This window comes from Oceanobacillus sp. FSL W7-1281, assembly GCF_037969835.1.
Lineage (GTDB): Bacteria > Bacillota > Bacilli > Bacillales > Amphibacillaceae > Oceanobacillus > Oceanobacillus oncorhynchi.
In genome coordinates this window covers 2,689,456-2,708,941 of the sequence record NZ_CP150214.1, presented here as the reverse complement: position 1 = coordinate 2,708,941, position 19,486 = coordinate 2,689,456, and the positions used below count along the sequence as shown (strand labels likewise).

Genomic DNA, 19,486 nt, shown 5'->3' with positions numbered 1-19,486 from the left:
ACTGGTAAAATCTATTAACGCCCTGGATAATCACAATCGTCACAAATGTTGCCATAACAATCTGCCTTTTCATTTACCATTGCATTTCCACATTTTGCACATTTCTTCTTTGGCAGATTTTTAAAAAATTCGATAATTCCAGTCATTTCGATTCCTCCTAATGTTTTAAATGATTTAAAAGTATTGTACTATAACAGAATATTGATGTCAACACTGTATTGCTACAATTTTTAAATATTTTTTAAGGAGCTGTTTTTAAGATGAAATTAACTATTATCGGCTTTTGGGGCGGCTATCCCAATAAAGATGGCGCTACTTCAAGCTATTTGTTAGAAAAAGATGATTATAAATTGGTGCTGGATCTAGGAAGCGGGGCCCTGTCCAAGCTGCAGAAATTCACATCTGTACCTGAACTGGATGCAGTGATTTTATCTCATTATCACCATGATCATGTAGCAGATATTGGTGTACTCCAATATGCAAAACTGATTGATTATTATGTGCATAATAATGAAAAGAAACTAAAAGTATATGGACATACAGAAGATGAAGATGGCTTCTCATCCCTGTCCCATCAGTATACAGAAGGGGTTGCTTATAACCCGGAGGAAGAATTGAAAATAGGTCCTTTTTCCATTACATTTCTAAGGACAGCACATCCGGTTCCATGCTTTGGTATGCGTATTACGGACGGAAAAAAGACGATTGTATATACTGCAGACAGCAGCTACACAGAAGCGTGGATTCCATTCGCAAAAGATGCGGATGTACTTATAACAGATTGTAATTATTTTAAAGGACAGGATGGAACAGCAGCCGGACACATGAATAGTGAGGAAGCTGCCGGCATTGCGAAGGCTGCAAATGTGAGGGAATTAGTGCTTAGCCACCTGCCTCAGTTTGGTGTACTAGAACAGTTGAAGGAGGAAGCAGAAAAAATTTATACAGGCCCGATTATGTTAGCGGAGGAGGGATATGTCTGGGAATAACTTATAAGAGTTGTTCCCTAAGCTGCTGCGAGTTCTTGTAATGCTTTTTAAACGCCTGCTTGCAGGTAGAAGTTTTGATTTGCAATAATTTATACGTTAGAATAAAACTAGTGAAAATAAAGGGAGGAATAGTAAGTTGAAATTTATTGATAATAAAGGAATCACAGACCCTCAAATTAATCTGGCTATTGAAGAATATATTCTTGAAAATTTTGGTGAGAAAGATACATACCTCTTATTTTATGTAAACAGTCCTTCTATTATTATTGGACGAAATCAAAATACAATTGAAGAGATTAATACCGATTATGTGGATGAACAAGGAATTAAGGTTGTTCGACGTCTTTCCGGCGGCGGCGCAGTTTACCATGATGAACAAAATTTAAATTTCAGCTTTATTACGAAGGATGATGGCAACAGCTTTCAGAATTTCGCTAAATTTACACAGCCAGTTGTCGATGCTTTGAATAACATCGGTGTGCCGGTTGAATTGCAAGGAAGAAATGATTTAGCTGTAGAGGGGAGAAAAATATCTGGCAATGCGATGTTCTCTACCCGCGGCCGTATGTTCAGCCATGGAACGTTAATGCTGGATTCCCAATTAGAAGAGTTAACCAAAGCATTAAAGGTGAAAAAGATTAAAATTGAATCAAAAGGAATTAAATCTATTCGCAGCCGCGTGGCAAATATCGCTGAATATCTGGATAACCCAATATCTATGGATGAATTTAAGGAATTGATTTTACGCTATATTTTTGATGTGGAAGACGTTAACGATGTGCCACAATATGTATTAACCGATGAAGACTGGGCAAAAATTCATGAGATTTCCGAAAAACGTTATCAGCAATGGGAATGGAACTATGGAAAATCACCTTCATTTAACTATCAGGAGTCTAAAAAATTCCCGGGTGGGCTTGTTGATGTTCGTTTAGATGTGAAGAAAGGCATCATTGAAAATTGTACCATCTTTGGCGATTTCTTTGGCTTGGGTGATGTAAAAGTATTAGAAGATGCACTGACCGGTGTCCGCCATAACCGCGACGCTGTCAAAGAAGCTGTAGATCAGGTTGATGTCTCCCATTATCTTGGCAGAATTTCTAAAGAAGAATTTCTAGAATTGCTTTACTAAAATTTCTAGCAGAATACGAATCATTTAATAAAACTTCATTCTGAAGCGTTAAGAGCTCTGCGCAGAATGAAGTTTTTTGTCGGTATTAATTCCAGAATTTAACGCATGAATTTTCTTTGTTTTTAAAAATAATGCAAAATTTTTAAAATAATTATTTCTTTTTCCTCAGTTTGGTGCTATAATACTTTTAACTCATCCATATCACTAGGGAATAAGGAGGAAAAATAAAATGCAAATGAGAGAAATAACCCCTTATACGATGGCAATATTGTCGGATAAGGACGAAAATGGGAAAAATATCACCCGTATTTTAGAAGATGAAGTAGAGTATGTATTAAAAGGCAGGCCGACTAAAGTGATTGAATACGCATGCGCATATTTTGGATCTGATTTAAAAGGCCGGCAAAATGGCATCAAAAGTATATCCCACATTACACATAAAACTCCAATACCGATTGATCCAAGAAATAAAATGTATTTCTTTCCCACAAAATCTCCATCCCATGAGAGCTGTTCCTGGATATCACATACCCATATTGAAGATGTTAAAAGAATAGATAGTAAATCAACGGAAATTTTATTTAAAAATGGACGAAGCATCACATTGGATATTTCCCACGGCATCGTTATTAATCAAATACAGCGTACCGCTCATATACGCTATCTTATGGATGAGCGGGGAAGTGCATTTTAGTAACCCTGCAGTACAGGATTTCAAATGGGATCAAGAGATAATAAATGATTAGAAGAGTTGTTACTTCATCTTCGTTTTTCTGCTTTTCCTCAGTCTCCTCTCAAAATCACCTCAGCCAACTTCAGACATAATAATATAAAGCTACCTGGAATAAAAGCCGGTTTTTTGACAGGCCTCTGCATAAAATAATGTTATTGCTTAAGAATATGATTATAAAACCTTCTCTGCCTCCATCCATGATGATAATAAATATAATTATAATAGGGTACCCTGGTGATAGATTGAGTTTCATTGGACAGAGAAGTTTATACTTTTCAAAAAAACTGCAGTAGCATATAATCATCAATAAGATTGTTGGAATTTTGAGGGAGACTGACCGTATGTACGTAATGAATATTACATTTTCAAATTGGCAGACATTTCTAAAAGAAGAGGGCTGGGAGGAATTTATCCGCCAGCTGTTGGAGCAATATGAAGGACTCGGTCCGTTGCCTGGTATTGCACTTCCTTTTTTTGAAGCTTTTTTACCATTTTTGCCGCTTATTGTATTTGTACTTGGAAATGCTGCTGCTTACGGCTTGTTTGAGGGTTTTCTCTATTCTTGGCTTGGTGCCAGCTTAGGTGCTGTTCTAGTGTTCCTTGTTATCCGGCGCTTAGGAAATACAAGACTCTTAAAACGGATACGCCATAACAAGCAGGTGTCCAGGATTACGAATTGGGTAGAACGGCATGGCTTTGGGCCTTTGTTTTTATTATTATGTTTCCCATTTTCTCCATCATCTGTTATTAATGTGGTGGCCGGGCTGTCAAAAATCAGTTTCTACCCATTTTTATTAGCGGTGCTGTTAGGGAAGACCGTGATGATTTTTTCTATTTCTTATATTGGCTCCAGTATTATGGAATTTGCACAAAATCCGGTGCGGACCATTCTAGTGGGAATAGGTATTATCATTTTTTGGGTATTCGGCAAGTATTTAGAGAAAAGACTTCAAAAAAAAGCGGACAAGCATCAAGTATAATAACAGAAGTCAAATCAGCTAGTATAACAAAATGAATAAAAAAACGTTCATATATTTTTTAAAATTAAACACTGTCTGTCCGCGGATAAAAGGTTAAATTTCTTTGCTTTGGGGTATGATATTAATAATTAAACTAAAGCGAAGGAAGAATAACAGTGAAAAAATATAACTATGTAAGAGTTTCTATTGTCGCTGTTTTGTTAATCGCTGTGTTTTTACTTATCCGGACACTTTTATTCGAAAACTATGTGGTTAACGGAAAATCCATGGAACCCACACTCTATGACGGAAATTTAATGATGGTTAATACGTTTACAAGTGATATTTCAGATATTTACCGTTTCGATGTGATTGTATTTCATGCCTCGGAAGAAAATGATTATGTAAAACGAGTTGTCGGGCTTCCGGGAGAAAAAGTAGAATACAAGGATGACCAATTATATGTAAATGGCGAGTATATCCCTGAGGATTTTCTGCAGGAAGAAAAAGAAAAGACGGAAGCGACACCTTTGACAGAAGACTTTACACTTTTGCAAGTGACTGGAGAACAAACGGTGCCGGAAGGTGAACTGTTTGTATTAGGAGATAACCGCAGAGACAGCCTAGACAGCAGATCAATCGGTTTCGTCTCTGTAGAGGAAATAGTCGGCAAGGTGGATGTGACGTATTGGCCAATAACACAGTTATTTAAGCAGCCGCGCTAAGACGGATGGAAAGCAGGTATATGTTCGTGTAAGATGTATGAACAATCCTAGCATTCACCATTTTAGTGCAGGCATGAAACAGATGAAAATAAAGTGAAACTTCCTTCAGTGGGGGTGCTCCGTCCCCCACTGAAGGACTAAAGGAACAAAGGTTAAGTTCGCGACGTCCTGGGGCTGCGATTACTCATCCCATCAAAAAGCGTTGTCGCAACACTTTTGTGACCTACATCCTGTAGGCCGGAACGAATTGGACCGTTACTGGCTGTTGGATCTCCCACTTAGCAATAACATGTATTCGTCATTTCTGGAAGTAGGAGTCTTACAAAAGCCCTTCGGTGGGGCTAGCAATCGTAGCAATGTTGTCAGTCAGGTTAATTAATTTTCTTAAATTTAAAACAGATAGCAATAAAACTATCTAGCGGAGGAAAAACACGTAGACTCCTATGGGAAAGCGCAGTGTGAAGACCCCGCAGAAAAAAAGTGAACTTCTTTTTTTTCGAGGAGGCTGAGCGCAAGCCCATGGAAAGCGTAGTGTTTTTCCGCAGCGGGTCGCGTTAACCTGTCAACATTGGTAATCGCCGTCCCAGTCTCAGCCAGTTACACTGCGATAAATTACTTTTATTAGGAACGAGCTTCTATCTTTGATAAAATAAGGATAGAAGCTTTTGTTTTGAGGCAAGTACGATATAATGTGAAACAAACAACAACGAAACTGCCTTCTGCGGGAAATTTGCAGAAGGTTATCCGTAATCCATACATATACCACTAAAAAAGGAGTGTGTATCAGATTGACTGTGCGATTTATTTTAGGCAGGTCCGGTACAGATAAAAGCGAGTGGATGATGAAGGATATTGAACATCGTCTGCAAAAGGAACCGATTGGTCCGGCTATTTTTTATATTGTACCGGATCAAATGACCTTTCAATTAGAAACAGCTTTATTCAGCCGGGAGCATTTAAATGGGAGTATCCGGGCGCAGGTTGCCAGCTTTTCACGGCTTGCATGGCGGATTTTACAAGAAACAGGGGGCGGATTAAAGCCTTTTATCAGTTCGGTTGGAACCCAAATGATGCTTCGGAAAATTATTGCTGAAAAAAGCGGAGATTGGATGGCTTTTCAAAAAGCAATCAAAAAACAAGGATTTTTGGATCAGTTAGAATCTGTTATTCAAGAATTTAAGCGATATGAAATTACACCTGATGCACTCCGGATGCAGCAGGAGCAATTCAATAAATTTGTTCATCAATCCCCCTCGGAAACGGGGTTAGTCCGAAAACTGGATGATTTTATTTACATTTATGAACAGCTCCTTAACCAGCTGCAGCATATGTATATGGATAATGAAGACAGATTGCAGATATTAATGGAAAAAATCCCGCAGGCGAGCACGCTGGAAGGAGCGCATATTTATATTGACGGCTTTCACCGCTTTACGCCGCAGGAGCTGTCGGTAATCACGGAATTAATGAAGAAATGTGCACAGGTTCATATTGGCTTGACATTAGATCCGGCAGGTACAGAGAATCTGGAGGAGCTGGATATCTTCTACCAGACGAATCAAACCTACCACCAATTAACAGCTGCAGCGGAAGAGAACGGCATTTCGCTGGAACAGGCCGTTTATTTAGACCCGGCAAAGGATCAGTTTAAAGAACGTGCCTACTTTGCTCACTTAGAACAGAATTTTGATGTGCGGCCTTTACCGGAATACAAAGGAGAGTCTCCGATTCAAATAGCTGAAGCAGTGCATCCGCGTGCAGAAGTAGAGGGTGTTGCCGGAGAAATTCTTTCCCTTGTCAGAGACGAGGAGTACCGCTATCGGGATATTTCCATTTTAGTAAGACAGCCGGATGTTTATGATGATTTGATAGAAACGATTTTTGGCGATTACGATATTCCCGTTTTTATTGATCAGAAGCGTTCTATGCTGCATCATCCATTGATTGAACTGATTCGTTCGATGCTGGAGGCAATTGAAAATGGATGGCGATCCGATGCCATTTTCCGGGTTTTAAAAACCGGCTTTATCCCTGCCAGTGATGAGGAGTTTCCTTTAACCAGTGATGCCATTGATCAATTAGAGAACTATACGATAGAGTATGGTATTCGTTACCGGAAGCAGTGGTTAGATAATAAACCTTGGAAATATCAACGTTTCCGCGGCTTTGATCAGGCTGCGCAGACAAACACGGAAAGGGAGATGCAAGACAAAATCAATCGTTATCGCAACCAAATAACGCATGCACTCCGTCCTTTTGATGAAAGCTTTCGTGCAGCAGAAAGTGTAAAAGATCGCTGTGAAGCTATTTTTATTTGGCTGGAATCGCTTGGTGTACCCGAAAAGCTGGAAGAAATGCGTGCGTCCTTTGATGAACAGGGTAAACCTGAAAGAGGAAGGGAGCAGCAGCAGGTCTGGGATGCAGTGCTCCAATTAATGGATGAAATGGTAGAAATAGCTGGCGACGAAGAAATGGATATGACTACTTTCAATGCTTCCATCAATGCCGGTGCAGAAGCTTTGGAATTTTCACATGTGCCCCCGACCATGGATCATGTGTTAGTGGGAACGATTGACAGGTCAAGAATGTCTGATGTCCGCTGTGCGTTTTTACTTGGTGTGAATGAAGGAATATGGCCAATGAAGCCGACAATCGATGGCATGATTGACGATGAAGAAAGAGATTTGCTGGAGCAAAATGGCTTAAAGCTTGCGGATAATGGAAAACGGCAGCTGCTGGATGATTGGTTTTATATCTACTTATCTCTAACCGTGGCAAAGGATAAGCTGATGATCAGTTATCCAATTAGTGATGAGGAAGGAAAAGCGAAGGTCCCTTCTCAGGTTGTTCATAGAATAGAAGGCCTGTTTCCGGCAACGCAGGAGCATGTATTATTTCAAGATGTGGAGGATACTGCGGATACAACGCGATTTATTACGACCGAAACGAAAACAAGAGCAGCTCTGACGACGCAATTTGCAAGATTGCAGCGCGGTTATGAGATTGATAATGCCTGGTTTGCTGTTTATAACTGGTATGTAAAAAATCAGCCGAAATACCGTATGACCTATCGCATATTACAAGGCTTATTTTATAAAAACCAGCCGGAGCATTTAAAAAAGGAAACAGCGGAAGAACTTTATCCAAACCAAATTAAGGCAAGTGTCAGCCGTCTGGAATCTTATTACAGATGTTCGTACCAGCATTTTGCCCGTTACAGCTTGAATTTGAAGGAAAGAGAAACATATAAATTGGATGCTCCGGATATCGGACAATTATTCCACGAAGCATTACGCCTTATTACAGAGTGGGTTCAAAATGAAAAAACAGACTTTAAGCAGCTTAACAGGGAGACATCGGCAAATTATGCACACCGGGCGATTCAGAAATTATCTCCTGTACTGCAGCATCAAATCTTGCACAGCTCGAACCGTTACACATTTATTCAGCAAAAGCTGGAGGAGATTATTGCCAGGGCAGCATTTATATTAAGTGAGCAGGCGAGACAGACAGATTTCAGTCCAATTGGTCTTGAACTCAGCTTTGGAGAGAAGGACAGCCCGTTGCCGCCGCTTATTTTGCCGCTTGAAAATGGGTATGAGCTGCTGCTGCGCGGAAGAATTGACCGGGTGGATAAAGCACAGCTCCATCAGGATTTATATTTACGGATTATCGACTATAAATCAAGCTCCCGTGCGTTGGATTTATTGGAAGTTTACTATGGTCTTGCCCTGCAAATGCTGACGTATTTAGATGTTGTACTGACTCATTCCGAAAAATGGCTCGGTCAGCAGGCGAGTCCTGCGGGTGTCCTTTATTTCCATGTGCATAATCCAATGATTAATATGGATAAAGAGAAATTAGACAGCGATATCGAGGAGCAAATCTTTAAGTCTTATAAAATGAGAGGGCTCCTTGTATCCGATGAGGAAATCGCCAGAATGATGGACGAGTCATTAGAATCGGGAAACAGTCATATTATTCCTGCCGGACTGAAAAAAGATGGTACATTCAACAGCAATTCGAAAATTGCCGATGAAGATACATTTGAACAATTGAAAAATCATATCCATGGATTACTGAAGCAGGCGGGACTGGATATGACTTCAGGCGGAGTAGAAATTAATCCGTTTCTGAAAAAAGAGACCGAAGCATGTACGTATTGTCCTTTTCATGCAGTTTGTCAGTTTGATCCTGCGTTAGAAGGAAATAATTATAGAAAAATAGCAAATATGAAAGAAAAAGAAGTGATTGAACGGCTAAAAGGAGGGGAAATCCGTGGTTAAATGGACACAGGAACAGGAACGGGCAATTTATCAAAGCGGTACGGATATCCTCGTAGCCGCAGCAGCTGGTTCCGGAAAAACAGCTGTTCTTGTAGAACGTATCATTCAGAAACTACTAAAGGAAGAAGACGCAATCAACATCGATGAATTACTCGTCGTTACCTTTACAAACGCTGCAGCTCAGGAAATGCGGGCGAGAGTTGGAGCAGCGTTAGAAAAGGCACTGGCTGAAAAGCCTGGATCACTTCATTTAAAAAAGCAGCTGTCCTTATTACAGAGAGCTTCTATTTCGACATTGCACTCTTTTTGTTTAGATATTGTACGAAAAAATGCCTTTATGATCGAACTGGATCCTTCTTTCCGGATTGCCGATGAGGTAGAGATGGATATGATCAAACGAGAGGTTCTGGATGAGCTGCTGGAAGGCTGGTATGATGATTCGAATACGGAGCAGGAAACGTTCTTTGAAGTGGTGAACCGCTTTTCTAATGACCGAAGTGACAGAGATGTGGAAGAGTTAATTTTACGGACGGCAAATTTTGCAGTCCAGCATCCATCACCCAAAGCATGGCTGCACCAGCTGACGGCTAATTATGAAATAGAGGAGAATTGGACGGAAGAGACCATCCCCTGGATTCAGGAGGTGAAGGAAGAAATAGCGGGTCAATTAGAAGCAATGAAGCAGGAGAATGCATTAGCTATTGCTGTGGCAAGAGAGCCGGATGGACCGTATCATTATCTGGATGCCTTGGAAAAGGATACAGCGATACTGGATACAGCGATGGAAAAAATAACGCATTGGGAGGCATTACACCAATTTGTCCAAGATGCAAAGTTTGCTGCTTTATCCAGAAAAAAAGCAGACGATAATCCAGAGAAACGGGAACAAGTGAAGGATTTCCGGAAAAAAGTCAAGGACAGATGGGACAAGATGAAGGAAAAATGGTTTGTCCGCAGCTTGCCTGCTCATATTCAGGATATGCAGGAAATGGCGCCAGTTTTGAAACAAATGACCTTGATGGTAGAAGACTATATGGATAAGTTTCAAAATCGAAAAAAAGAGCAGGCTATCGTTGATTTTAATGATTTGGAGCATTATTGTCTGGACATTTTAACAGAGACAAATCCAGAGGATAACAGCAGGCAGGCTTCTTCGATTGCTTTCCAGCTGCAAAAGCAGTTTAAAGAGGTACTCGTTGATGAATATCAGGATACGAACCTGGTGCAGGAAAGTATACTGCAGTTAGTCCGCAACCCGGAAGATAATGGGAACATGTTTATGGTTGGCGATGTGAAGCAAAGTATCTATGGGTTTCGTCATGCAGAGCCTTCCTTGTTTATCGAAAAGTATAAACAATTTGCCGCAAACGATGATCCGGCAGAACGAATTGATCTCAACCGGAATTTCCGGAGCCGCGGAGAAGTGTTGATTGGTGCAAACTATTTATTCCGTCAGCTGTTTGATGAATCGGTCGGGGATATTGCCTATGACGAGGATGCTGAATTGATTTATGGTAACCGCATGTACGATGAATTTCCATTCGACTCCAATCCGGAATTGCTGCTGATTGATTCTCCGCAGGGACAGAAATCCGATGGAGGAGAAGAAACAGAGGAAGATTTAGAAAAGGCGCAAATTGAAGCTCGCGCCTATGCTAAAAAAATACAGGAATGGATTGGCACCGGAGAGAATGGAACACCGATGCAGGTGGTGGATAAAGGAAAAGGGCAGCACCGTAATTTGATGTATCGGGATATCGTTATTTTAATGCGTTCAATGACATGGGCCCCGGTAATTATGGACGAGCTGAAAAAACAAGGTATACCTGTCTATGCTGAACTGACCTCCGGCTATTTTGAAGCGATTGAAATCAGAGTCATGATCAGTTTATTAAAGACTGTCGATAATCCGCGTCAGGATATTCCGCTGGCTGCTGTACTGCGGTCGCCTATCGTCGGGCTGCAGGAAAATGATTTAGCGGCTATCCGTTTAGCTGATCGTCACGGTAATTTTTATGATGCCCTCTTAGCATACATGGCAAAAGAAGATAACAGTGTAACAGAACAGTTAAAGGAATTCCAGGAGCTGCTGGATAATTTAAGGTTATCTGCCCAGCAGGGAGCGCTCTCGGAATTGATTTGGCAGATTTACCGGGAAACCGGCTACTATGATTTTGTCGGCGGTATCCCTGGAGGAAAGCAGCGTCAGGCAAATTTACGGGCGCTGTATGATCGGGCAAGAAGCTATGAAGAAACGTCCTTTCGCGGTTTATACCGCTTCTTGCGATTCATTGAAAGAATGGAAGAAGAGCAAAAGGACTTAGGTGCTGCCCGTGCACTCAGTGAGCAGGAAGATGTTGTCCGGATAATGACGATTCATAAAAGTAAAGGACTGGAATTCCCGGTCGTTATCCTCGGCGGCATTGGCAAATCATTTAATATGATGGATTTAAATCAAAAGTATCTGCTTCATAAGGATTTGGGCTTTGCCAGTAAATTTATTGATCCCGAGAAACGAATTCAATATTCTACGTTGTTTTATCATGCGATGCGGGAAAAAATCAGGAGAGAACAATTATCTGAAGAAATTCGTCTATTGTATGTTGCCCTGACACGTGCGGAAGAGAAGCTGTTTATGGTGGGGACAGTGGATTCGGCGGAGAAGCGGAAAGCAGCATGGTCCTGGATTGCGCACCATCCAGACTGGGTGCTGCCGGCTTATTTCCGGGTTGGAGCAAAGACTTATCTGGATTGGATTGGCCCTGCGCTTATCCGTCATCCGCAGGGAGAAGTCCTGCGGGAAGAGGAGATAGGTAATCAGGTTTTGTCTGCGATTACGCAGGATGCGTCCAAGTGGGAGGCAAACATTTATCCGCGTCAGGATATTATTGCCTTTGAAAACCGGGTACAGGAGAAACAGGATGCTTTAAAAACGCATATCAGAAATTGGGATCCGATTGAACAGAAAGATAAAGCGTTAGATGCTTGGGTGGATCACCGTCTTTCTTATCAGTATCCCTATCAGGAAGCTGCTCATTCACGTGCGAAGCAATCTGTAACCGAGTTGAAACGTCAGCAGGAGCAAAAGGATACGTATAGTGATGAAAAAATGCTTCCCGCAGCGACGAAGGCTCCAATTACGAAAAGACCAAGATTTATGCAAGCGGAAAAGAAATTAACACCGGCCGAAAAAGGGACCGCACTTCATACCGTGATGCAGCATCTTCCTCTAAAAGGCATGCTTGCAAATGAAGAAGTAGAGGAATTTATTGAAAAACTGGTGCAGGAGGAGAAAATGACAGCTGCAGAAGCAGAAAGTGTATCCGCTTCGGATATTATCGCATTTTTAGAATCCGCTATTGCACAAAAGATTTTTGATAAGAAAAAGTTGTATAAGGAAGTGCCATTCAGTTTAATGCTGCCGGCCGAAAAGGTATATGCTGACTGGCAGGGGGCCTCCTCAGAAAAAGTGTTGATCCAGGGAGTTATTGACTGTATTATCCCTTCAGAAAACGGCTGGATTATTCTTGATTATAAAACAGACCGGATTACAGAAGAAATGTCAGAGAAATTGGAAGAAAAATTGAAAAAACGATATAAGACCCAGCTTGAGCTTTATCGATACGCTATAGAAGAAATCTGGAAGCAGCCTGTGGAGGAAACCTATCTCTATTTCTTTTCAAAAGGACTGCTTATCAAAGGGGAGTAGCCGGTGCAACCTTATCAGGGAAACAAACGATTAGAATGGATAGATGCAGCAAGAGGCTTTGCGATTTTTGGAATATTTATGGTCAATATAGGAGCATTTTCTGCTCCTTATTTTCTCTATGGCGGAGCAGAGGGTGCCTGGACGGCTAAAATAGATCAGTACAGCTTGATTTTTATTGATATTTTCTTTCAAGCGAGCTTTTACACGCTGTTTTCGATTCTTTTTGGTTTTGGCATACAAATTCAAAAGGACAGCTTAGATAAAAAAGATATTTCTCCATACGGCTTTTTTGGACGCAGGCTGGGAGTGTTGATTGTTTTTGGAATCATTCACGCCTTTGCGATATGGAGCGGAGATATTCTTCTGACCTATGGAACAATGGGATTTTTGCTACTATTCTTCTTATATAGCGGCGAGAAGGTCTTAATGGGCTGGGCGATTGGTTTATTAGGTGCATCTACCGTTGCCTTGACAGGTCTGCAGTATGCGGCAAGAAATTTTATTGATATAAGTTATACTGCGGAAATAAACCAAGCTTTTCAAAGCTATCGTTCCAGTGATTTTTCCGTTATTCTGTCGCAGAATTTTCAGGATTGGCAGTTATCAAACGGGATTTTCAGCTTTTTCCTGTTTCCTTTTATTTTCCTGCCGCTGTTTTTATTTGGGATGTACTTAGCAAGAAAGAGATGGTTTCATGAGCTGCTTATCCATAAGGAGATATTGAAAAAGGTTTGGCTTATTTCTTTGATTGTGTTCATCGTATTTAAGATAGGACCGTATACATTTGGCAATCCGCTCTGGTTCAGTCTGGTTCAGGATAATATTGGCGGGACAGCATCGGCCGTCTTCTACCTGACGTCGATTACATTATTATGGGAGAAGAATACGGCGCAGAAGGTACTTGGTGTCCTGAAGCCGATCGGGAAAATGGCATTATCTAATTACTTGCTGCAATCGATTATCTCTTTTTGGCTTTTCTATGGTGTCGGTCTTGGATTATACGGGGAAATCCGACCTATTCATCAAATTGGGCTCGTGATTGTGATTTTCTGCTTACAGATTATCGGAAGTATAATCTGGCTTCGATATTTTCGTTTTGGACCTGTGGAATGGGTATGGCGATCCATTACGTATAAAAAATTACAGCCAATGAAACGCTAATCATGGCAATTTGTTGACAAAGATACGTTTAAATGTCATCTTAGGGAAGAAAATGGTATCATTATAAACGAATTATTAGTCATTTTTGTGAAATGTGACAGATGATGATGACATGTATTTATAAAATTGAAGGAGGGAACATGAATGACGCATATGCATATTACATCGTGGGCGTTGGGACTGATTCTATTTTTAGTAGCTTTAGCCCTTTACAAGAAAAACAGTAACAAGCCCGCAACCATCGTTCATATGATTTTACGGCTTGTGTATTTATTTATCATCGTTACCGGTGGATTATTAACTTGGGACTATATCCAAGGCTACGGCATGCCGCTTCTTGGGGAAGCTATTGTAAAAGCACTTGCCGGTCTTTGGATTGTTGTGGTAATGGAAGGAATTCTGGTTTCTACGAAAAAAGGAAAAGCAGTAACCGGCAAATGGATTCAATTCTTTATTGCACTAATTATCGTTATTGTTTTAGGCTTTTTCCGTCTTCCAATGGGTTTTTACTTCTAAAATAAGGGAATGACGAACAAACCTGTCAGGATAAAGGAATCCATTTCCAATGAACAGGATGATATAAAGTGCCTTGGTTAATTGCCGGGGCACTTTATTTTAAAATAAGAATGTTTATAAAAATAGCTGAAAATAGTTGCTACGGAAAAAATACTCCGCTAAAATTTGCGTTATTTCTTTGGAAAAAAACAAATAAAACATAATTCTTCTTAGATGGGAGCGGAAGTTGTCGACTCCTGCGGGAAAAGCAACAGGTAGACCTGAGCAGGAAGCGGTTTTCTTACCGTGAGGCTGAGCCGTTGCCCGCGGAAAGCGACTTCTCGTAGCAGACATCTTCTTGGCGAGAACACCAATGTTTTAAAGATTAAGTGGTGTTCTTGTTTTTTCTGGTTAATTGTGAACGCTTTTTTACATCATTCCAATCAAGGTATGATTTTTTAAGAAAATAAGTGATAATAAAACAAGGGTGGAATCGTAATTACAGTTTTTATATCATTGGGGGAAAATCTATGATCAAAAAAATAAGTATTGGACTTGCTGCTGTTATCAGTATGTTTGTCATACAAATACCGGTACACGCACAGGGCGAAGATATACATAATGAAGTATTTTATCAGATATTGATTGATCGCTTTAATAATGGGGATACAGAAATTGAAGGAGAATTAGATATTAACGATCCTTATCATTACCATGGAGGAGACTTTAAGGGAATCATAAATAAATTAGACGATTTGCAGGATATTGGAATCACCACGATTTCCCTGAGTCCGATTATGGAAAATAAAGAAAGAGGATATCATGGTTATTGGACCAATGATTTTTATGAGATCAATCCGCAATTTGGAACAATGGAAGATTTTGAGCGTCTTGTATCCGAAGTGCATGATCGTGATATGAAAATAATGATTGATTTTGTATTTAATTATGCTGCGGATACCAATCCGTTAACAGATGATGCGGACAAGGAAGATTGGTGGCTTGGAGCACCTGAATCAGATGACGAATGGCTGTCAGAAACAGTTCAATTTGATTTAACAAATCCGGAGGCTGCGGAATATGTATTAGACGCTGCGAGATATTGGCAGGAAGAAACAGAAGTGGATGGATTTAAACTTCAGGATGCAGACATGGCGCCGCAGCCATTTGTCGAAGAGCTGACAGCAGCTTTGAAAGAAAACCGTCCTGATTTTTATCTGATTGGTGATACAAGTACTGCTACGACTGATGAAGCAGCTTCGCTGATGGAAAATACATCCCTCGACCTCATCAACTACCCGGATTTAAATCAAGTATTAAGCGAAACATTTGCTGATAGTGATCAGGATGTTTCTGCTATTTTTGATGCGTGGGAAGAACAAGGACTGACCGATTTTTATAAACAAATCGATGGCCTTCAACAAGAACGTTTTACAAACTTATTTTCGGAAAATCAACGTAATGCTGTTACGGCTTGGACACTTGCCTTAACCTATATGTATACTACACCGGGGGCAACGATGGTAACGCAGGGGACAGAGCTTCCAATGTACGGGATGGATGCGGAAGAGTCACAACGGCTTGTACCTTTTAATAGCGGAGATGAAGATTTAAGGGAGTTTCATAAGCGTATTGCTGCGCTGCACAATGAATTTCCGGCATTAAGGTTGGGAGATTTTGAATATGTCGGCTCGGAAGCATCCATGCTGGTTTTCCGCCGCAGCTATGAAGACGAAGTGATGTATGTCGCTATTAATAACGGAAGTGAATCAGCATATATTGATGAAGCTAATTTAGAATCTGGTATGCAGCTGACCGGTATTTTAGAGGATAATTTAGTTCGTGAAAATGAAGAGGGCAATTATCGGATTGGAATACCGAGAGAATCTGTGGAAGTATATCTTTTAGAAGAAGATAAAGGCTTTAATTGGTTATTTATCGGCTTTATTGTTTCTGTTCTTTCGTTATTTGTGATTGCTGTTGTGCTATTAAAAAGAAAGCAGAAGCAAAGAGAGCATACAGACAATTAGCACCGTTAATTACCTTGGTGAATTTGAAATATAACTGCATAAAAAACATGTGTCTGATTTATTACTGACGCATGTTTTTTATGATTATACGTTTTGAACACCCTTTTTTAGGGACTTTACTCACACCTGTGTATAGAATAATTTTAGAATATATAAATATATATCGTTCCATTCTCCTGCTTATATTGTATAATAAAAGAAGAGAGTATTTGTTTAAAGGAGGTGTCCGGTATGGAGTGGAGCACAATAAAGAAAGAATTCTATTTGCTTTGCAGAATTATTATATTTGTTGTTATTGGATTATTTATTGTTAAAAATTTCCTTTTAGCTCCTTCGGTCGTATGGGGTGAATCGATGCAGCCCACTTTTTTCGACCAGGATAAAATCATTGTTAATAAAGTAGCCACAATAGACCGGTTTGATGTGATTGTATTCCAGGCCCCTGACTCCGACAATTATTACGTGAAACGAGTGATTGGTGTACCAGGTGATCATATCGAATATAAAAGTAATACGTTATATTTAAATGGAGAGGCAGTAGAGGAATCCTACTTAATAAATGATGACAGTCCGGCAAAATTAGGTTTTCAAACTGGCAATTTTACATTAGAAGAATTAACAGGCTATTCCGTTGTTCCGGAGAATACCTATTTTGTTTTAGGTGATAATCGCGGCAACAGCAATGACAGCCGCTTCTTCGGCCTTTTGAACGAAGAGGCGATTATCGGGGAAGTAACATTCCGATTCTACCCATTTAATAATATCGGCAGACCTGAATAAACCTGTATCTAAAAAGGAACTTCCTGATTTTAGATGCGGGTTTTTTATTTTAATCACGTTTGCTACTTAAGATAGATAGAAAGCGGTTTTTAAAAATTAATCCCGCTTATATATCTATCTTAATTCAATTGCGGCTGTGTTTGACATTTTGTCAACATTCCTCGTATAGTAGAATAATAGGAAAAAGATAACTGAAAATAGAAGGGTTTGTATAATGAATGAGCCAAAATATAGGAGATTACTTAAAAGAACAGTTAAAGGAAAAACATATTTCGATGCGTGAACTAAGTAAACAGACGAATATTAATGTTTCGACGATATCCCGAATTATCAACCATAAGCGCAAACCGACAAATCAGCATTTAGTGGAAATTTCAAAAGCACTGGATGTTCCTTTTGATGAATTACTTCAGAGGACCGGACTGCCGGTCAAAGCTTCAGAGAATCATACCAATGATATACAAGCATCTATTGTAATGATTGATCAATTTTTAGAGCAATCTGATGATCATTATGATTCTTTTTCAATGGAAAAATTAAAAAAACAACTGGATTGTTACGAAAAAGATGCAGAAACGGAAGAAGGGCGTCGTCTCATTCTCGATACATTTCATCAGAAAAAAGAAGATGCAGGTGCCTGTGGGGCCTATATGAAAAAACTTTCCACTTTTTTTCATCGGATTTGTCATAAAAAAGGAACACGGAAAGAATTAATTTTAATGGGTGCAGCACTAATTTATTTCATCAGTACAGCAGATGTTATTCCGGATTATCTTTTTCCGGTTGGTTATTTAGATGATGCTGTAGCTGTTCAAGTGGTAATGAATGCACTTGCTAATAAAACGTAATTAATGAGGGTTTGGATATGAATCGGAAGAAATACCATTTGGATTACAGTATAATCACTATTTTGTTTTTGTTATTATTAATTAGTTTAATTGCAATTTATAGCGGTTCGGGTCAATATGCACAATCACAGCCTTACTATTTTGTGATTCGCCAGGGCATTTGGTATGTTTTTGGTGCGTTGATAATGCTGGCAGTGATTTTCTTTGACTATGAGCTCTTAAAAAAACAGGCATTTAAGTTGTATGCGATTGGCATTTTCCTTTTATTAGGTGTTCATTTTTTTGGGGTTTTTCGCAACGGTTCTCAGCGTTGGCTGAATTTAGGAATCTTTGAGATACAGCCATCTGAATTTATAAAAATATTTCTTATCATCTACTTAGCTGTTTTATTAGAGAAGTATGGCAATCGAAAGCTGTCCTTAAAAAAGAGCATCCAATTAACGCTGAAAGTAGTGGCAGTAACATTAATTCCATTTGTTTTTATATTTTTACAGCCGGATTTAGGATCTGCTTTGATCGTACTAGCCATTGCTTTTTCCATGATTATTGTTTCCAGTATCTCTGTTAAAGTTATTTTGCCGGTGCTTTTCACCATAGCTGCTTCTATAGGCGGTTTAATTTTTTTGTATTCTTATAATGAAGATATTTTTTCCCGGTTATTTCAATCACACCAAATGGATCGTATTTACGGGTGGTTGAATCCGGCGGAGTATGCATCTGATTATGGGTATCAGCTTCAGCAGGCAATTATGGGGATCGGTTCAGGACAATTGAGCGGCGCCGGGTTTAATCAGGGGATGCAGATTCAAAATGGGAATGTCCCTGAAGCACATACAGACTTTGTTTTTACAGTAATTGGAGAAGAATATGGTTTTATCGGCGCTAGTATTCTGATTTTATTATATTTCCTGCTTCTTTATCGAATTACAAAGGTTGCCTTCGAAGCAGATAATTTATTCGGGGTCTATCTTTGCATCGGCGTCATCGGAATTCTTGCCTTTCAAGTGTTTCAAAATATTGCGATGACCATTGGTTTAATGCCAATTACTGGAATTACCTTGCCTTTTATCAGCTATGGAGGAAGCTCGCTGATAACCAATCTGATTATGATGGGACTGGTAATCAATGTACAAATTCGCTCCTCTAATGATTATTTATTTCGAAAAAAAGCAATTAGTGAATAAGGGGAAAGCTAAAAAATCAGCATGGGAAGATTTTTTAGCTTTCTTTAAAGAAGACTTGCTGACTGGCAAGCCGACAGGTGCAGACAGAAGCATAGTCGCACTTATGCCCTGCTTATGCCCTGCGGGTAGAAAAAAGAAGTTCACTTTTTCCCTGTGGGGTCTTCACCCTGGGACTGGGACTGCGATTACTCGTCCCACCGAAAACCATTGCGGTTACTCGCACCACCAAACCCGTCCGTCGCTAGAATTTACGTTATTTCTTTGTAAAAAGCAAAAGAAACAAATTTCTTCTTAGATGGGAGCGAAGGGAAGTCGACTCCTGCTGGAAAAGCAACAGGTGAAGGCCCCGCAGGAAGCGATTTTCTTCCGAGGAGACTGAAGCGTTGCCCGCGGAAAGCGACTTCCCGTAGCGTACATCTCCTTGGCAAGAACACTGATGTTTTAAAGACCAAGCG

The 19,486-nt window shown here is 39.9% G+C and carries 15 protein-coding genes; 14 read left to right on the top strand and 1 reads right to left on the bottom strand.

Going from position 1 to position 19,486, the window contains the following annotated elements; translation table 11 throughout:
* Window positions 1-14: 14 nt before the first annotated feature.
* The gene (gene yhfH, locus MKX55_RS13420) at window positions 15-146 is read right to left on the bottom strand and encodes a protein YhfH (protein WP_084612985.1); all 132 of its coding nucleotides are present in this window, start codon (window positions 144-146) and stop codon (window positions 15-17) included.
* 114 nt (window positions 147-260) lie between these two features.
* On the opposite strand from yhfH, the gene MKX55_RS13415 reads away from it, so the two are divergent.
* The 14 genes from MKX55_RS13415 (at window position 261) to rodA (ending at window position 19,031) form a co-directional block, all read left to right on the top strand.
* Window positions 261-989: an MBL fold metallo-hydrolase gene (locus MKX55_RS13415; protein WP_339233202.1), complete on the top strand. Its 729-nt coding sequence runs from the start codon at window positions 261-263 to the stop codon at window positions 987-989.
* A 136-nt stretch (window positions 990-1,125) separates the two neighbouring features.
* The gene (locus MKX55_RS13410) at window positions 1,126-2,121 is read left to right on the top strand and encodes a lipoate--protein ligase (protein ID WP_339177742.1); all 996 of its coding nucleotides are present in this window, start codon (window positions 1,126-1,128) and stop codon (window positions 2,119-2,121) included.
* A 229-nt stretch (window positions 2,122-2,350) separates the two neighbouring features.
* Window positions 2,351-2,815, top strand: a complete 465-nt coding sequence (locus MKX55_RS13405; protein ID WP_042534605.1) for a competence protein ComK — start codon at window positions 2,351-2,353, stop codon at window positions 2,813-2,815.
* A gap of 380 nt (window positions 2,816-3,195) precedes the next feature.
* Window positions 3,196-3,834, top strand: coding sequence for a TVP38/TMEM64 family protein (locus MKX55_RS13400; RefSeq protein WP_289585459.1), 639 nt, complete (start codon window positions 3,196-3,198; stop codon window positions 3,832-3,834).
* A gap of 155 nt (window positions 3,835-3,989) precedes the next feature.
* Window positions 3,990-4,538, top strand: coding sequence for a signal peptidase I (gene lepB / locus MKX55_RS13395; protein WP_339177738.1), 549 nt, complete (start codon window positions 3,990-3,992; stop codon window positions 4,536-4,538).
* A gap of 788 nt (window positions 4,539-5,326) precedes the next feature.
* Window positions 5,327-8,824: a helicase-exonuclease AddAB subunit AddB gene (gene addB, locus MKX55_RS13390; protein WP_339233201.1), complete on the top strand. Its 3,498-nt coding sequence runs from the start codon at window positions 5,327-5,329 to the stop codon at window positions 8,822-8,824.
* Window positions 8,817-12,533: a helicase-exonuclease AddAB subunit AddA gene (addA, locus tag MKX55_RS13385; RefSeq protein ID WP_339233200.1), complete on the top strand. Its 3,717-nt coding sequence runs from the start codon at window positions 8,817-8,819 to the stop codon at window positions 12,531-12,533. Before addB ends, addA begins: the two co-directional genes overlap by 8 nt.
* Window positions 12,534-12,536: 3 nt before the next feature.
* Window positions 12,537-13,694, top strand: a complete 1,158-nt coding sequence (locus MKX55_RS13380; protein ID WP_339233198.1) for a DUF418 domain-containing protein — start codon at window positions 12,537-12,539, stop codon at window positions 13,692-13,694.
* Window positions 13,695-13,838: 144 nt separating this feature from the next.
* Window positions 13,839-14,210: a YisL family protein gene (locus tag MKX55_RS13375; RefSeq protein ID WP_042534597.1), complete on the top strand. Its 372-nt coding sequence runs from the start codon at window positions 13,839-13,841 to the stop codon at window positions 14,208-14,210.
* Between the two features lie 68 nt (window positions 14,211-14,278).
* Window positions 14,279-14,413, top strand: a complete 135-nt coding sequence (locus tag MKX55_RS13370; RefSeq protein ID WP_339177727.1) for a hypothetical protein — start codon at window positions 14,279-14,281, stop codon at window positions 14,411-14,413.
* A 306-nt stretch (window positions 14,414-14,719) separates the two neighbouring features.
* Complete coding sequence (locus MKX55_RS13365) at window positions 14,720-16,219, top strand: alpha-amylase family glycosyl hydrolase (protein ID WP_339233195.1); 1,500 nt, start codon at window positions 14,720-14,722, stop codon at window positions 16,217-16,219.
* Between the two features lie 231 nt (window positions 16,220-16,450).
* The gene (lepB, locus tag MKX55_RS13360; RefSeq protein ID WP_339177721.1) at window positions 16,451-16,999 is read left to right on the top strand and encodes a signal peptidase I; all 549 of its coding nucleotides are present in this window, start codon (window positions 16,451-16,453) and stop codon (window positions 16,997-16,999) included.
* 218 nt (window positions 17,000-17,217) lie between these two features.
* Window positions 17,218-17,847, top strand: a complete 630-nt coding sequence (locus tag MKX55_RS13355) for a helix-turn-helix domain-containing protein (RefSeq protein ID WP_339177719.1) — start codon at window positions 17,218-17,220, stop codon at window positions 17,845-17,847.
* Window positions 17,848-17,864: 17 nt separating this feature from the next.
* Window positions 17,865-19,031, top strand: a complete 1,167-nt coding sequence (gene rodA / locus MKX55_RS13350) for a rod shape-determining protein RodA (protein WP_339177717.1) — start codon at window positions 17,865-17,867, stop codon at window positions 19,029-19,031.
* Window positions 19,032-19,486 lie beyond the last annotated feature (455 nt).

Coding starts and splice junctions, on each gene's coding strand:
- yhfH (WP_084612985.1), bottom strand. CDS start 146: ATGACTGGAATTATCGAATTTTTTAAAAATCTGCCAAAGAAGAAATGT.
- MKX55_RS13415 (WP_339233202.1), top strand. CDS start 261: ATGAAATTAACTATTATCGGCTTTTGGGGCGGCTATCCCAATAAAGAT.
- MKX55_RS13405 (WP_042534605.1), top strand. CDS start 2,351: ATGCAAATGAGAGAAATAACCCCTTATACGATGGCAATATTGTCGGAT.
- MKX55_RS13400 (WP_289585459.1), top strand. CDS start 3,196: ATGTACGTAATGAATATTACATTTTCAAATTGGCAGACATTTCTAAAA.
- MKX55_RS13375 (WP_042534597.1), top strand. CDS start 13,839: ATGACGCATATGCATATTACATCGTGGGCGTTGGGACTGATTCTATTT.
- MKX55_RS13365 (WP_339233195.1), top strand. CDS start 14,720: ATGATCAAAAAAATAAGTATTGGACTTGCTGCTGTTATCAGTATGTTT.
- lepB (WP_339177721.1), top strand. CDS start 16,451: ATGGAGTGGAGCACAATAAAGAAAGAATTCTATTTGCTTTGCAGAATT.
- MKX55_RS13355 (WP_339177719.1), top strand. CDS start 17,218: ATGAGCCAAAATATAGGAGATTACTTAAAAGAACAGTTAAAGGAAAAA.
- rodA (WP_339177717.1), top strand. CDS start 17,865: ATGAATCGGAAGAAATACCATTTGGATTACAGTATAATCACTATTTTG.